Origin of the sequence: Paenibacillus abyssi (genome assembly GCF_014640295.1) — a bacterium.
GTDB lineage: Bacteria > Bacillota > Bacilli > Paenibacillales > Paenibacillaceae > Paenibacillus_D > Paenibacillus_D abyssi.
The window spans coordinates 351868-365448 of sequence record NZ_BMGR01000002.1 but is presented as its reverse complement, the minus strand read 5'-3'; the positions used below and the strand labels follow the sequence as shown (position 1 = coordinate 365448).

Annotated in this window: 15 protein-coding genes and 2 pseudogenes; 15 read left to right on the top strand and 2 right to left on the bottom strand. The window is 48.5% G+C overall.

Features of this window, described 5'->3' with window-relative positions; genetic code table 11:
- Window positions 1-30: 30 nt before the first annotated feature.
- A complete protein-coding gene (locus IEW11_RS04200) occupies window positions 31-684 on the bottom strand; it encodes an isochorismatase family protein (RefSeq protein WP_188529323.1) in 654 nt (217 codons plus the stop codon).
- A gap of 179 nt (window positions 685-863) precedes the next feature.
- On the opposite strand from IEW11_RS04200, the gene IEW11_RS04195 reads away from it, so the two are divergent.
- The 8 genes and pseudogenes from IEW11_RS04195 (at window position 864) to IEW11_RS04165 (ending at window position 6789) form a co-directional block, all read left to right on the top strand.
- Window positions 864-1658, top strand: coding sequence for an isochorismatase family protein (locus IEW11_RS04195; protein WP_229724946.1), 795 nt, complete (start codon window positions 864-866; stop codon window positions 1656-1658).
- A gap of 233 nt (window positions 1659-1891) precedes the next feature.
- A pseudogene (locus tag IEW11_RS25430) lies at window positions 1892-2106 on the top strand (transposase); the annotation flags it as partial.
- A 391-nt stretch (window positions 2107-2497) separates the two neighbouring features.
- Complete coding sequence (locus IEW11_RS04190) at window positions 2498-3556, top strand: ABC transporter substrate-binding protein (protein ID WP_188529321.1); 1059 nt, start codon at window positions 2498-2500, stop codon at window positions 3554-3556.
- Between the two features lie 36 nt (window positions 3557-3592).
- Window positions 3593-4312 carry a nitrile hydratase subunit beta gene (nthB, locus tag IEW11_RS04185; RefSeq protein WP_188529319.1) on the top strand — a complete coding sequence of 240 codons (720 nt, stop codon included), beginning with the start codon at window positions 3593-3595 and terminating at the stop codon, window positions 4310-4312.
- On the top strand, window positions 4299-4964 hold the full coding sequence (gene nthA / locus IEW11_RS04180) for a nitrile hydratase subunit alpha (RefSeq protein WP_188529317.1): 666 nt from the start codon (window positions 4299-4301) through the stop codon (window positions 4962-4964). The genes nthB and nthA overlap by 14 nt, the downstream gene beginning before the upstream one ends.
- Before the next feature lie 51 nt (window positions 4965-5015).
- Entirely contained in the window at window positions 5016-5765 is a 750-nt protein-coding gene (locus tag IEW11_RS04175) for an isochorismatase family protein (protein ID WP_188529315.1), read from the top strand.
- Between the two features lie 251 nt (window positions 5766-6016).
- The gene (locus IEW11_RS04170) at window positions 6017-6445 is read left to right on the top strand and encodes an SRPBCC family protein (protein WP_188529313.1); all 429 of its coding nucleotides are present in this window, start codon (window positions 6017-6019) and stop codon (window positions 6443-6445) included.
- Window positions 6446-6447: 2 nt separating this feature from the next.
- A complete protein-coding gene (locus tag IEW11_RS04165) occupies window positions 6448-6789 on the top strand; it encodes an ArsR/SmtB family transcription factor (protein WP_188529311.1) in 342 nt (113 codons plus the stop codon).
- Between the two features lie 112 nt (window positions 6790-6901).
- Here the strand turns inward: IEW11_RS04165 and IEW11_RS04160 are convergent, their stop codons facing one another.
- Window positions 6902-8002: an NADH:flavin oxidoreductase gene (locus IEW11_RS04160; RefSeq protein WP_188529309.1), complete on the bottom strand. Its 1101-nt coding sequence runs from the start codon at window positions 8000-8002 to the stop codon at window positions 6902-6904.
- A gap of 210 nt (window positions 8003-8212) precedes the next feature.
- On the opposite strand from IEW11_RS04160, the gene IEW11_RS04155 reads away from it, so the two are divergent.
- From IEW11_RS04155 to atzD, 7 genes and pseudogenes are all read left to right on the top strand, one after another.
- Window positions 8213-8554, top strand: a complete 342-nt coding sequence (locus IEW11_RS04155; protein ID WP_188529307.1) for a winged helix-turn-helix transcriptional regulator — start codon at window positions 8213-8215, stop codon at window positions 8552-8554.
- Window positions 8523-8795, top strand: a pseudogene (locus IEW11_RS04150) (MetQ/NlpA family ABC transporter substrate-binding protein); the annotation flags it as partial. The gene IEW11_RS04155 and the pseudogene IEW11_RS04150, both read left to right, overlap by 32 nt.
- A gap of 317 nt (window positions 8796-9112) precedes the next feature.
- Window positions 9113-9796, top strand: a complete 684-nt coding sequence (gene biuH / locus IEW11_RS04145) for a biuret amidohydrolase (protein WP_188529303.1) — start codon at window positions 9113-9115, stop codon at window positions 9794-9796.
- A 66-nt stretch (window positions 9797-9862) separates the two neighbouring features.
- Window positions 9863-10882 carry an ABC transporter substrate-binding protein gene (locus IEW11_RS04140; protein ID WP_188529301.1) on the top strand — a complete coding sequence of 340 codons (1020 nt, stop codon included), beginning with the start codon at window positions 9863-9865 and terminating at the stop codon, window positions 10880-10882.
- A gap of 14 nt (window positions 10883-10896) precedes the next feature.
- Window positions 10897-11724 carry an ABC transporter ATP-binding protein gene (locus tag IEW11_RS04135; RefSeq protein WP_188529299.1) on the top strand — a complete coding sequence of 276 codons (828 nt, stop codon included), beginning with the start codon at window positions 10897-10899 and terminating at the stop codon, window positions 11722-11724.
- Window positions 11721-12473 (top strand): ABC transporter permease, encoded by a 753-nt coding sequence (locus IEW11_RS04130; protein WP_188529297.1) that lies wholly within the window; start codon window positions 11721-11723, stop codon window positions 12471-12473. The genes IEW11_RS04135 and IEW11_RS04130 overlap by 4 nt, the downstream gene beginning before the upstream one ends.
- Window positions 12470-13534 carry a cyanuric acid amidohydrolase gene (atzD, locus tag IEW11_RS04125; protein ID WP_188529295.1) on the top strand — a complete coding sequence of 355 codons (1065 nt, stop codon included), beginning with the start codon at window positions 12470-12472 and terminating at the stop codon, window positions 13532-13534. The genes IEW11_RS04130 and atzD overlap by 4 nt, the downstream gene beginning before the upstream one ends.
- The last annotated feature ends 47 nt before the right edge of the window (window positions 13535-13581 follow it).

The window sequence follows — 13581 nt, the reverse complement described above, 5'->3', positions numbered from 1 at the left end:
TGTGTTATCCTTTCCGCTGACTGTCTTCCTTCACACGTTAATGCTGTCCAACAAGTAGGACATTGTTTCTTCAGTCGTGACGACATCTGCGTATTTCGCCTGAAGATCAAATAGGCTTTGCTGATGCGCCGTTAAAGATCGATCCCCCACGGCATCGCTAACGACAATCGGCCGGAAGCCGTATGACAAGGCGTCGACGGCGGATGCTCTAACACAGCCGCTTGTTGTACATCCCGTCATAATAACCGTATCAATCTGCCCGGATACGAGCCGGGAAACCAGATCCGTGCCAAAAAATGCCGATGCATACTTTTTAACCAGCAGGCTGTCCTCATCTGTGTAGTCAAGCCTCGGATCGATCTCGACTCCCGACGACCCCGCATCCAGTGTGGCAACCCCGCCCTGCTTCAAAGCCCAGATGCCAGCATCTTTGAAGTGTTTATCTTCGTAGGCGACCGTTGTGAATATAACCGGGTAACCGTTAGCGCGCGCTGCTGTTAAGATGCGTGTCGTCTGTTCAATCTCGCTGTCCAGATTGGCGGATAAGATCATCTTCGGATTGTTATATTCGGTAAAAGCCCGGATCAGATCAATAACCAGAACCGCGGGCCGCTGTCCGAATCCGATCGTTTTGCCAAATCCTCTTTCCTTGAAAAACTGCCACTCATTATGAAACAGCTCCATCTGTTAGCCTCCTAAACTTTATATTAAAACCTACCCAAACCTATCCAAACTATATCATAATTATATTAACTTTTTCACTATCGTCAATGGAAAATTTTGAAAACACCTAAAATAACGTGAAAATGTCCCGTTTGACTACAAGACTGCTTTTATGGTAAATGTTAGGTATTCATTTCACTTTGTCAGAACGGAGGGTTATTGCTATCTTAGTCGCTATCAACGAAGCAGCGAAGCTGCTGGGCATTTCACCAACGACTTTAAGGAGATTGGAAAAGGACGATGTAGTCAAAGGGTATGGCATCAAGGTTTACTACACGCCGGGAGGACAAAGGCGATATTCGACTGCCGAGATTGAACACTACTATTTGAACCGCGGATTTTCCGGGAGGTTCGGATTCGGCAGCCGTCCTGTTCTTGTTGCGATTGACTGCAATACCTCCTTTACAAATAAAGAATCGCCAATGCATGGGGAATGGGATAAGGAAATTGCGCAGATTAGCAAACTTATTGATATCGCTCATGAAACGGATACGCCCGTTATTTTCTCTCATTCTTACTTTAAAGAAGATGATGCGGCGCTGCAGCTGTTTATAAAAAAAGTGCCCGGTGCGGAGGCGCTCCCGAGTGATCTGGCCAGCATTAAACTCGATCCGCGAATCAAACAGAGAGCCAGCGATAAGCACGTGTATATCAAGCTGTTTTTTTCGCTATACAGTGAGACCGGACTGTTCGATCTGCTGCAGCAATTAGAATGCGATACGATGATTATCTGCGGTTTTTCTACCAGCGGTGCCGTCCGTGCCATGGCGATGGAGACGATCCAGTATGCGATACGCCCGATTATTCCAGCTGAGGCGGTTGGAGACCGGGATGAAAATGTACATCGAAGCAATCTGGCCGACATCGACAAGATATTTGGCGATGTACTCTCTGTGGGTGAAGTGGCCCGTTATTTATCTGATCGGAAGAAATAAGAACATTGCATTCTTCATCGGACACCCCTCGTCCCTATTTGTTCTAACTCATCATAATTAAGGGGTTTATCGACGGTCGGGGGCTGTCCCATAAGTCATCGATGATGACGACGGGATAACCCCATTCGATCTGCTTCGTTTAGGCGTAACCTTCTCTATCCTAAAAACAAAAAAGAAGCCTTTCCTTGTTAGCATGTAAGTACGATCAAACATGAACAAAGGAGAGGCTTCTTTTGTACATCGAATATACCATGAACAGCTTACTTTGCCCATGGACCTGCAGGAAGATATCCCCGAAAACCATCTCGTCCGCGTCATCAATGATGCCGTCAATCGCCTACCTATGAAGATCTTCACTCCAGCATAACCCGGCGGCGGTCGAGATCGCTACCACCCCAAAATGCTCATGAAAGTCATCATTTATGCCTACACGCAGCGTATCTACTCTATCTAAGCGAAACTGGAAAAAACGAAGAACAAGAGTACATTCCCGGAACACGAAACAGTTATAGCAATGAATTGTAAACTTAACTAACATAAAGTTGTGATGAAGGCATTGGAACTCAGCGTTATTCATCATTCATCGTCACTTATCACATTTAGTTATCTTTCTATGTTAACTATATTTACACATGTTATTTCGTGTGATACTTTAATCCTGAGATTATTGCCACGCTCTAATCGGGTTCTCATAGTCTTAGTCAACATGAAGCACAAGGGGGTTGTGAGCTGCAGAGGATTCTGGAGATTCGACTGAGTGATGTTGGATAGACATTTGGACAAATGGCGTGCAGATATTCATAAATAATAAAAATAAATAACATGGGGAGCTGGAGAGATTGAAAAAAGGATTTAAGAAATCATACTTGTTTTTGTTTATTGTGCTGATTATTTTAGCGGGGTGTGGTGATGCAAGTCCTGCTGCGAATACTGGAGCTAGCAGCGGATCCACCGGAACATCCGGTGCTGCAGGCGGGAATTCTACAGATGATGGGGCAAATGAAGTGCCTGCCGAGCTGGTGGAGATGACGATTGCGACAGTCGGGCAATCCGTGCAATCGGGTCCGATTTATTATGCAATGGAAAATAACCTATGGGAAAAATACGGTCTGAAGGTAAAGATGGTTAACCTCGACCCGGCCGCTTCAGTCGCTGCTCTTATATCTGGCAGTGCGCACATCATCCACGCCGGACCCAATATTGTCGATGCAGCGATTAAGACGGATAAGGTCAAGGTGATCGGCACCTATGGAGAGCTCCCAATGTGGTTATATTCCAAAGAAATTACTTCATTAGCAGATTTGAAAGGGAAAACCATTGGCTCGACAACTCCAGGAGGAGCGGTCGATTATGTTACGAAAACGATGATTCGCTCTGCCGGCTTGGAGGTTGGCAAGGACGTGGAGATCTTATATGCAGGCAATGGTGCCGCTGTATTGGCGACGCTCAGCGAAGGCAAGGTTGATGCCGGCCTTCTTCTCCCGCCAAATAACTTCCAGGGGGATAATCTGGGTCTTAAAAATATTACTTATGCCAACGATATTGCAGAGGTCAAGGGCAAATATGGAGTGATGGGTGTTCATCATCCTTTTGCGGAGAAATATCCGGAGGCGGTCGAATCGTATATGAAAGGTTTTGTAGAGGCCAGCAAGCTCTTAAGGACGGATGTCGAAGGCGCTAAAGCTGCCATTGGAAAACATACGAACCTGACGGGCGATAAGGTGCTTGACCAATCTTACGATATTTATGTGGAAAACGATCTTTGGCCGACCGACCTGCACATACCTGAAAGCGAAATCGAGTTTCTGTTGGAGGAATTAGTAGTGACGAACCCCGCTGCCAGTTCAACAAAACCTGCGGATGTCATGGAAAACCGTTATGCCGATGCTGTTGAGTAACCTGTCTTATGGCTAAACCAGCAGGGAGGGGATAGGATGAACGGGATTCATGACGTAGGAGGAATGGACGGTTTTGGCCCTCTTCAGAGGGAAGAGAACGAGCCTGTCTTTCATGCATGCTGGGAAGGGCGGTTGCGGTCCATTCTAATGCTGCTTAACAAAAAGAGCCGCATCTATTATGTCGATGAAGTCAGGCATGCCATCGAGCGGATTGATCCTGTCTACTATATGGGCGCCAGCTACTATCAGCTGTGGCTGTTAAGTGCAGAAACGTTATTGATGGATAAAGGCGTGCTCACTGAGTATGAGATCCGGGCCAGGATGGATGAATTATCTCCTGATGTTACATTTGAGCCTGATTTGGTGCGGTTTCGGCAGGTCAAGCCTTGTGTTCCCTCTTCTGTGAGAAAATCCACGGTTGAAAGATCGTCCGGTACGGAGTCGCCGGATGACCCGATACAGCCCAAATATCCAATTGGAACGGTGGTAAAAGTGAAGGTTATGGCTCCAACGGGGCATACGCGCGTTCCCCGTTATATCCGCGGAAAAGAGGGGATCGTCGAAGCTCTTCACGGCAATTTTGCTATGCCTGATCTGAGGGTTGGCACAGGAATCAATGTTTACCAGCCGGTATATAGGGTGCTTTTTGAAGCCCGCGATATTTGGGGGGCGGATGCCTTTCCCGAGGATAAATTGTACATCGAATTATGGGAAGATTATTTGGAGTTGGGAGGAGCAGCGAATGAAATTGGATGAACATCTCCACGATCATCATGATCATCATGATCATCACGATCATGGCAGTCACCACCACGGCCATCATCATAAGCTCCCGGAATCGTTTGATGAGCTGCGCACGATGGCGATTGAATCCTTGCTAATCGAAAAAGGCTTGATCTCAGCGGACGATATTGATGGATTAATTGATTATTATGTTTCTGATATCGGTCCGATGAACGGGGCCAAGGTAGTGGCTAAAGCCTGGACTGATCCCGAATTTAGACAAATCCTCAAGCACAATGGCAATCAGGCGCTTTCCTTAATGGGATTGGAAAATCCGCAAGGCCAATTAATCGTGATGGAAAATACGCCGGATATTCATCATGTGGTTGTATGTACGCTTTGTTCCTGTTATCCATGGGTTCTTTTGGGCTTGCCGCCCACTTGGTATAAGAGTACGGCTTACCGGTCCAGAGTCGTGATCGATCCCAGAAGCGTGCTTAAAGAGTTTGGCTTGGAAGTGAGTGAATCCGTTGAAATCCGGGTCATCGACAGCAATGCAGAGGTACGCTATCTCATTATACCGGAGCGCCCGCAAGGGACGGAGGAGATGACGGAGGAAGAGTTGGCCGCTCTAGTAACCCGGGATTCGATGATTGGTGTAGGGAAGCCGCTGTCACCGCAATAGCGATGAGGAGATATTCAAGAACGCTCAATTAAATCAATATGGAGGTATTCTATGAATCCGGTGTGGGAACAATTTTTGACTGAACGTGACAAGCAAGTGTTCGGAAGTGCAGGATATAATGCCCGCGGGGGCTTTGGCAGCAGGCCTGCTGTGGTGATTGTAGATGTAAATTATGCTTTTTGCGGTCATCAAAGCGAACCGATTCTCGAATCTGTACGCTCGTGGCGCAACAGCTGCGGCGAGGATGCATGGGTTGCATTGCCGTATATCCAACAATTGCTGTCCGCAGCGCGAGAGCAGCATATACCTGTATTTTTTACGACTGGCAATGACCGTCGTCCGGATGGATTTGATGCGGGAGGCTGGAACCGGAAAAATACGCGTTCCCCTCATGAGCAGCAAGGGGTACCTGGCTTCCGCGGAAATGATATAGTGAAAGAGATCGCTCCGCTTTCGAGCGATATTGTCATTGAGAAGCTGAAGCCTTCTGCCTTCCATGGCACTCCGCTTGCGGGGTATCTTGTGGATCTGGGTGTAGATACATTGCTCATCTGCGGGACGACGACAAGCGGCTGCGTACGTGCCAGCGTGATCGATGCCTTTTCCCTTAATTACAAGGTGTCTGTTGTTGAAGAGTGCACTTTTGATCGCGGCCAGGCATCGCATGCGATTAATTTATTCGACATGAATGCAAAATATGCGGATGTCGTCTCTACCGATGAAGCGGTCACCTATCTGAGAAAAACCGAAAAAGGACTGTACGATCATCGCATCGACTTTTCTCCAGTTGTAACAGCTTGACGTTCCCCGCTGGGACTCGCCTCTAAACTGCGGTTTATCAGTAACATTACGAAACCCTAACCGTCAGCATGATGGTTAGGGTTTTAGTGTTCACCGGGCATATCCTTTATCCGGACTTTCCAAGCGGGGAGTTCTTCGGTCTTGAGTTTGACATGAAACCATTTGGTTTCGTATAATAGCAAAAGTGAAACCGAATGATTTCGTAATAACCCGAGTTAAAACGCAACAATAAAAAAGCGGGAGGAAAAATAATGGACAATCAACCTGCAAACACACTGCCGGATATTCGCCAGACGGTGGTATTGAAGGCACCGATTCAGAAGGTGTGGGACGCTGTTGCGACATCGGAGGGAATCGCTGCATGGTTTATGCCCAATGATTTTAAGCCGGAAGCGGGCTGTGAATTTCATCTAGACGCAGGCCAATTCGGCATGTCCCCTTGTAAAGTAACAGAGCTCGATCCGCCTACGCGCCTTTCGTTTAATTGGGGCAAGGATTGGACGCTTACCTTTGAACTGAAAGAATTGGATGCGAAACAAACCGAATTTACATTGATCCATTCGGGCTGGAATGCCGACACGGTTACCGAATTCGGAGCGCCGCATGCTGTGGTGCGCGAGAACATGGCTAAGGGCTGGGTGGGGATTCAAGAGTCGCTGGTCAAGTGCGTCGAGGGTTAACGGTGACACAGCCGCTACCGAAGTATGATGTTTTTCAGGCCATCGCCGATCCGACCCGCCGACAGCTGCTGCAGCTGCTTACCGACCAAGAGATGCCTGTCACGGTCATTAGCGGGCATTTTCCGATGAGCCGGACAGCCGTTTCCAAGCATCTGCGTGTATTGGCCGAAGCGGGGCTTGTGAAGGAAAGAAAGGTTGGCCGGGAGACGAGATACCGGCTTGATCCGGAGCCACTGCGGGAGCTGAAGCGATGGTTGGCGTATTATGAGCGTTACTGGGAGAATAAGCTGTCGATGCTGAAGCATTATGTGGAATCCGACGAATCGGATGAGACAACCTCATAGTGAACAAAAAAGAGAGGCGCCTGTGGCGCCTCTCTTGCTGTCTATAAACCATATGGCGATGAGTGAGAACAAATTGGGGTGAGGGTATCCGGTGAAGAATGGAATTTCGGCTTCAAATTTCCTGCTCTTTTATATTTGCCTTAGGTCCTAGAATCTCAGGGTTAAACGGCTGCAAAGGCTGGCCGTTCACAATGCGCTGCGGCCAGTCATGGTTGGCGAGAGCGCCCTTTCCTAATGTAATGAGATCGGCTTCGCCCTGCGCCAAGAATTGTTCGGCTTTATCGGGATCTTCAAGGTTGCCGTTCGCAATAACGGGAACGCTGCCGTGCTTTTTAGCAAGAGCTGCAAGGGAGTGTTCGGTACCTTCAAATGCCGGACGGGCCGCATCGTACTCCGTTACATGAATATAATCCAGGCCTGCTTCAGACAAGCTGGAAAAGATGATCTCGGCATCCTTCTCGCCATTTGCCCATTTATGGTTATAATCGCTCACCTTGCCTTGAGAGATGCGGATTCCAACGACAAAGTCGCTTCCAACGGCTGCACGAACCGCTTTGCTGACTTCAACCAGAAGACGAACGCGATTCTCTGTAGATCCGCCGTACTCATCCGTGCGTTGATTCATATAATCCGTTAAGAATTCATCAAGCAAATAACCGTTGGCCCCGTGGATCTCCACGCCGTCAAAGCCTGCAGCCTTCGCGTGTTTGGCGGCCTCTACAAATCCTTGAATAACATCTTGAATGTCTTCTTTTGTCATCGGTTTCGGAGCGTAGTAAGGGCCTTCTCCGACGTAGAACGGAAGCTGCTCGCCTTTGGCGGGTGTGGTGGAAGGGGCAATGAATTTCTCTTTATACGTATTGCCTTGCCCTTGGGCCCCGGCATGCATTAATTGGACGATAATTTTAGAGCCGGCTTGATGGACAGCTTCGGTTACCTTCTTCCAGGCTGCGACATGCTTGTCGTTGGCGATACCGGATTGATTGAAGTACCCTTGGCTATAAGCTTCATCGGGATAGGCGCCTTCCGTAATCAGCAGCCCGTATCCGCCTCTGGCAAAGCTTTCATAATACTTCTGCATGATTTCTGTTGCTTGGCCGTCTTCCGTAGCGCTGATCCGGGTCATCGGAGCCAGTCCAATCCGATTTTTCAATTTCATATTGCCGATTTGGATGTCGGACAGCAGGGTTGGAAATGTGGTCGTTTCTGTCATGTTTGTTCTCTCCTTTGTGGTCTGTTCAGATCTATAGGGGATACTTATCCTATCTGCCATTTATTGTGCGCAGCATGTGCGCCAAACATTTGTAAAGAAATACAACTACACAGTTTATTATTGGTTGTTATATAATTAAATGCAAGTACCCACTTTTATGTAAGATAGTATATTTTTTATACTTAAAATAAACCAAGGGAGCTGTCGGAAATGGGGGATCAGCAATTCAAGCATGCCGTAGAAATAACGCTTAAGGTCATCGGGGGAAAGTGGAAGCCTGTGATCCTTTGCCATCTGACTGAAGGCGTCAAGCGATTCGGAGAGTTAAAGCGCGATATGCCGGATATTACGCAAAAAATGCTCACGCAGCAATTACGGGAGTTAGAGCAGGACGGGATTATCGACCGCAAGGTGTATACCCAAGTGCCGCCAAAGGTGGAATATTCATTAACGGATTATGGGAGTACAATTAAGGAGGTGCTGAATGTTATGTCCCGATGGGGAGTTAAACATCAGCGGCGAAGCGGCTCAGCTGCCACGGACGGTAGATAGCGCGGATCTCGCTGTCGTACCAGGCAACTTTGCTCTGGCTGCGAAGATGGATCTGACGGCTGCTTTGCAGCTTGAAAATATGGCTGAAAACTACCGGAATGTGCTTGCGGTAAGAACGCAGGATATCGATGCCCAATTTGCAAAAGATCTGAAAGAAACGATTGAATCCGAGCAATTTGAACAATTGATTGATGAGCAGTTCCAAGGCTTTTCCAAGCCGGAATGGATGACGGGACAATAAAGGATGGAATGAAAGGCTCTCCTCTAAGGGAGGGCTTTTTTGCTTGATGGCAGGAATATGAAACCGGACAGTCCTGCAGCTGTCCGGTTTTTTTAAGGAAATTAACAATGATTTTCTGTTCGGAAAATTAGCTCATGTAAAATTACATAACATAAAACGCTTTCTTGTGAAAATTAACAAGTGATTACTCATATTCTTTGTAAAATTTATAATGACATTCGAAAATATATGTAATATAATATGACACATGATAGAAATACGTTAGTAAATATGACATTAAAGAGCGGCAAACAGCTAAGCGAGGGGAATGAACAACGATGCAGATTGAAGCAACTCCTTATCATTGGCCTTATGACGGAAAGATTGATCCGAAGCGTACAGCGCTTGTGATCATTGATATGCAGACCGATTTTTGTGGAAAAGGCGGGTATGTTGAGCAGATGGGTTACGACTTGTCGCTAACGGCCCGGGCTATTGAACCTATACGAAAGCTATTGGACCGTGTTCGCCAGATCGAAGGATTCACCGTGATTCATACACGTGAAGGGCATAAGCCGGATCTTTCCGACTTGCCGGCAAACAAGAGATGGCGCAGCAGGCAGGTTGGAGCGGAGATTGGCTCTCTGGGACCGGCGGGCAGAATCCTCGTACGAGGCGAACGGGGCTGGCAAATTATCGAAGAGCTCTCTCCGATCGAAGGTGAGCCTATCATAGACAAGCCTGGTAAGGGAAGCTTTTATGCGACGGATCTCGACTTGATTCTCAAAAACAAAGGCATTACGCATTTGATTTTGACGGGAATCACGACAGATGTCTGTGTACACACCACGATGCGTGAAGCAAATGATAGAGGTTATGAATGCTTGATCCTTGAAGACTGCACCGGAGCGACAGATCCGGCGAACCATGAAGCGGCATTAAAGATGGTAACGATGCAGGGCGGGGTATTTGGAAGTGTCAGCAACTCGGCGCATGTTTTGAAGGCGTTGGAAGTCTACTAGGAGCAGAACTCATAGCTATCAACTAAAAAATAAATAGAGAGAAATAACAAATTGGAGGGAAACATCATGTGGAGAAATTCAAAAAAATCAATGCTTGTGCTTATGACTGCATTCATGCTTTTCTTAACAGCATGCGGATCGGGGAACAACGGGGCGGCCGTATCCTCAGCTTCAGACGGAGGATCATCGGAAGAGCCGCTTAGAAAAGTCGTCTTGCGTTTGAAATGGGTGCATCAGGCTCAATTTGCCGGTTTTTATGCAGCTGTTGAACAAGGCTATTACAAAGAAGCCGGATTGGAAGTGGAGATCAGGCCGGGCGGTTCGGATTTCCCGTCGGTTCAAATGGTTGCTTCCGGGGGCGAGGACTTTGGCGTAACCGGAGCGGATCAAATCCTATTGGCGCGTGAGAAGGGTGTGCCGGTCACGGCTTTATCCACGATTTACCGGGAAACGCCGTTCGTGTTATTCGCCTTGAAAGAATCCGGCATTACCTCGATGGAGGATCTGGTTGGAGAGAGAATAGGCGTAAAATTAGGCGGCAACGAAGAATTAACTTACCGCGCAATGGCCCAAAATTCCGGCATTGACAGCTCGGAAGTTGATGAAATGCCGGTAAAATTTGACTTAAGCCCGCTGCTTAGCGGACAGGTGAAAGCATGGCCGGGTTATGTCATCAACGAAGTGCTTGCCGTTGAGAAGCAGGGCAAGGAAGTAAATGTCATTAAACCTCAAGACTACGGGATTAACTTTTATGCGGATACCCTCTTTACGAAACAGGATTTGATCGAGAAAGACCCTGAACTGGTGAAAAGCTTTGTGCAAGCATCGATGAAGGGCTGGGCCTATGCGCTGGAAAATCCGGAAGAAGCAGCCGGATATGGCTTGAAATATTCTGACAGCCTGAATATTGAGCATGAGACGAACATGATGAACGCAAGCATACCGCTGCTTCAGCCTGAGAATCTCCCGCTTGGCAATATGGATACAGAAGCATGGAGCACATTGCAGGACAATCTGCTGGAATTGGAGTTCCTAAAGAGCGAGCAAGACCTTGGGCAAGTGTTTACGAACGAATTTCTTGAATAGGGGGGTGTCCGAGTATGACATCACAAGTGATTGAAATGCAGGCAGGCACAGGACAGCAATTCGGAGGTAACCAATCATCACCTGCAAATCGTGAAATTGCGGTTTCATTAAAAAACTGCTCACTCTCCTTTGGTGAAGTACAGGTTTTAAATAACGTGTCCTTGGACATCTACAAGAATGAATTTTTATCCATTCTCGGACCGAGCGGGTGCGGCAAATCCACCCTGCTGCGGCTAATGCTTGAGCTTCTTAAACCATCCGAAGGGGGAGAAATCTCCTATTCGTCCGACAAGCCTTCGATTGGCATGGTATTTCAAAAACCGGTCTTAATGCCGTGGCTGTCCGCTATACAGAATATAGAGCTGCCGCTTGGGCTTGGCGAGAAGAAGAAGTTCACCAAGAAGGAAGCGCGGGAGAAAGCCGAAGGGGCGCTGCAGCTTGTAGGGCTGCAGGATTTCAAGAATCACTTCCCGCATCAATTAAGCGGAGGAATGCAGCAGCGGATCGCCATTGCGCGGGCTCTTGCTGCCGATCCGGCCGTACTGTTAATGGATGAGCCCTTCGGCGCGCTGGATGAATTTACGAGAGAGAAATTAAACTTTGAGCTGCTTCGCCTGTGGGAAAGTCCGGATACCAGCCTCAGCACGGTTGTTATGGTCACCCACTCGATTCAGGAATCGGTCATCATGTCCGACAGAATCGTTATGATGTCACCGCGGCCGGCCGGAGTGGAGGCGATTATTCCTGTACCGCTTCCCCGTCCCCGGGAAGTCGGTATGGAAGAGCATCCGGCATACTACCAGACGGTGAAAGAATTAAGAAAGCGGGTCAAACATCTATGAGCGATAAAATCAAAACAATCCTGTACCCATTTGGCTTCGCTGTCGGTTTCTTGATTATATGGGAGCTGGCTGTACGATTATTTGCCATTCCGGTCTATCTGCTGCCTGCTCCCACGGCCATTGTGTCTGTCATTGATGCGAATCTTGGATCCCATATGATGGTCACCTTGATGGAAGCTTTGATCGGTTTCCTGCTCGCGAACATTCTTGGATTTATTACAGCTGTTATCTTTGTCCACTCCAAACCGATTGAGAAAGGGGTCTTCCCTTTGGCCATCGCCCTTAAGACGACGCCTCTTGTCGCTTTGGCGCCATTGCTGGTCGTATGGATGGGCACCGGTTATTCCTCTAAAGTGGTTGCTTCGATGCTGATCTGCTTTTTCCCGATTCTCGTCAACAGCGTGAAGGGGTTAAAAGCGATTGAGTTTGAAGCATGGGAGCTTTTCTCAACTTATAAAGGGACGAAGTGGGAAATTTTCTGGAAGCTGCGTTTGCCGACGAGTCTTCCTTATGTTCTGTCGGCCTTGAAAATTTCAAGCTCGCTCGCTATTGTGGGCGCGATCGTCGGTGAGTTCGTCGGGGCTAATAAAGGATTGGGTTATGTTGTACTGGTATCTTCTTACCATATGGATACACCTGTTATGTTCTCCGCGATCATTGCTTCGGCAGCATGCGGCCTGCTCCTCTTCTGGTCGATCAGTTGGGTGGAGAAGAAGCTTATTTTCTGGCAAAGGGTGGATGAGGTATGAGATGTTCGGTTGTACGCGTGCCAAGCGCCTCGCCGAGCGATGTGGCGGCACTTCGGCAGCAAGTGGAGAATGGCGGCATTGATCCTCATGAAGTGGTCGCCGTCATCGGCAAAACGGAAGGTAATGGATGTGTGAATGATTTTACCCGGGGTTATGCGGTACGTGTGCTCAGCGACTTCTTTGCCGGACTGGCAGGGGAAGCCGCTTCCCGTATCTCGTATGTGATGTCCGGGGGTACGGAAGGGATCTTGAGTCCTCACTTGACTGTAGTGAGCCGTTCCGAGGGAACGGGGGCAGCTAAGCCGCAGAGCAATGGCAAAGCATTAGCGATCGGCGTTGCCAAGACACCGGCCTTCCTGCCGGAGCAAATCGGCCGCCTGGCCCAGGTGGAACAGGTTGCCGATGCGGTTAACCGCGCGATTCGGGAAGCGGGTATTGAAGACAAAGCAGATGTTCATTTTGTGCAGATTAAATGCCCTTTATTGACCGCGGATGATATCCTTGACGCCTACAGCAGAGGAGAGGCCGTAGTCACCGAGGATACGTACAAATCGATGGGCTACTCAAGGGGCGCCTCAGCGCTCGGTGTTGCGGTTGCGCTTGATGAGGTCGACCGGGCATCGCTCGAGGAGGCTGATATTTGCCATAATTGGGAGAAATACAGCGGCGTGGCCTCCACATCTGCAGGCAGTGAGCTCAATTACTGTGAAGTGATCGTATTTGGCAACTCTTCTCATGCGGAAGGCCCGCTGTTTATCGCTCATGACGTGATGAAGGACGCCATTGATGCAGACGCGCTTAGAAGGCTCATCGAGCAGCATAGCGATGCTGAAATTGTGCAGGTGTTAGCCAAGGCGGAAGCCGATCCGACAGGGTATGTCCGGGATCGGAGGCACACGATGCTGAACGACTCGGATATTAACCATACCCGTCATGCGCGCGCTGTCGTGGGCGGCGTTCTTGCATCCGTATGCGGTGACCCGATGATCTATGTCTCCGGCGGCGCGGAGCATCAAGGGCCTGCCGGCGGCGGTCCTGTTGCAGTTATATTCCGCCATTAAATTCGTAATGACTCATACACAATAGATAATGAACCCGGGAGGAACGA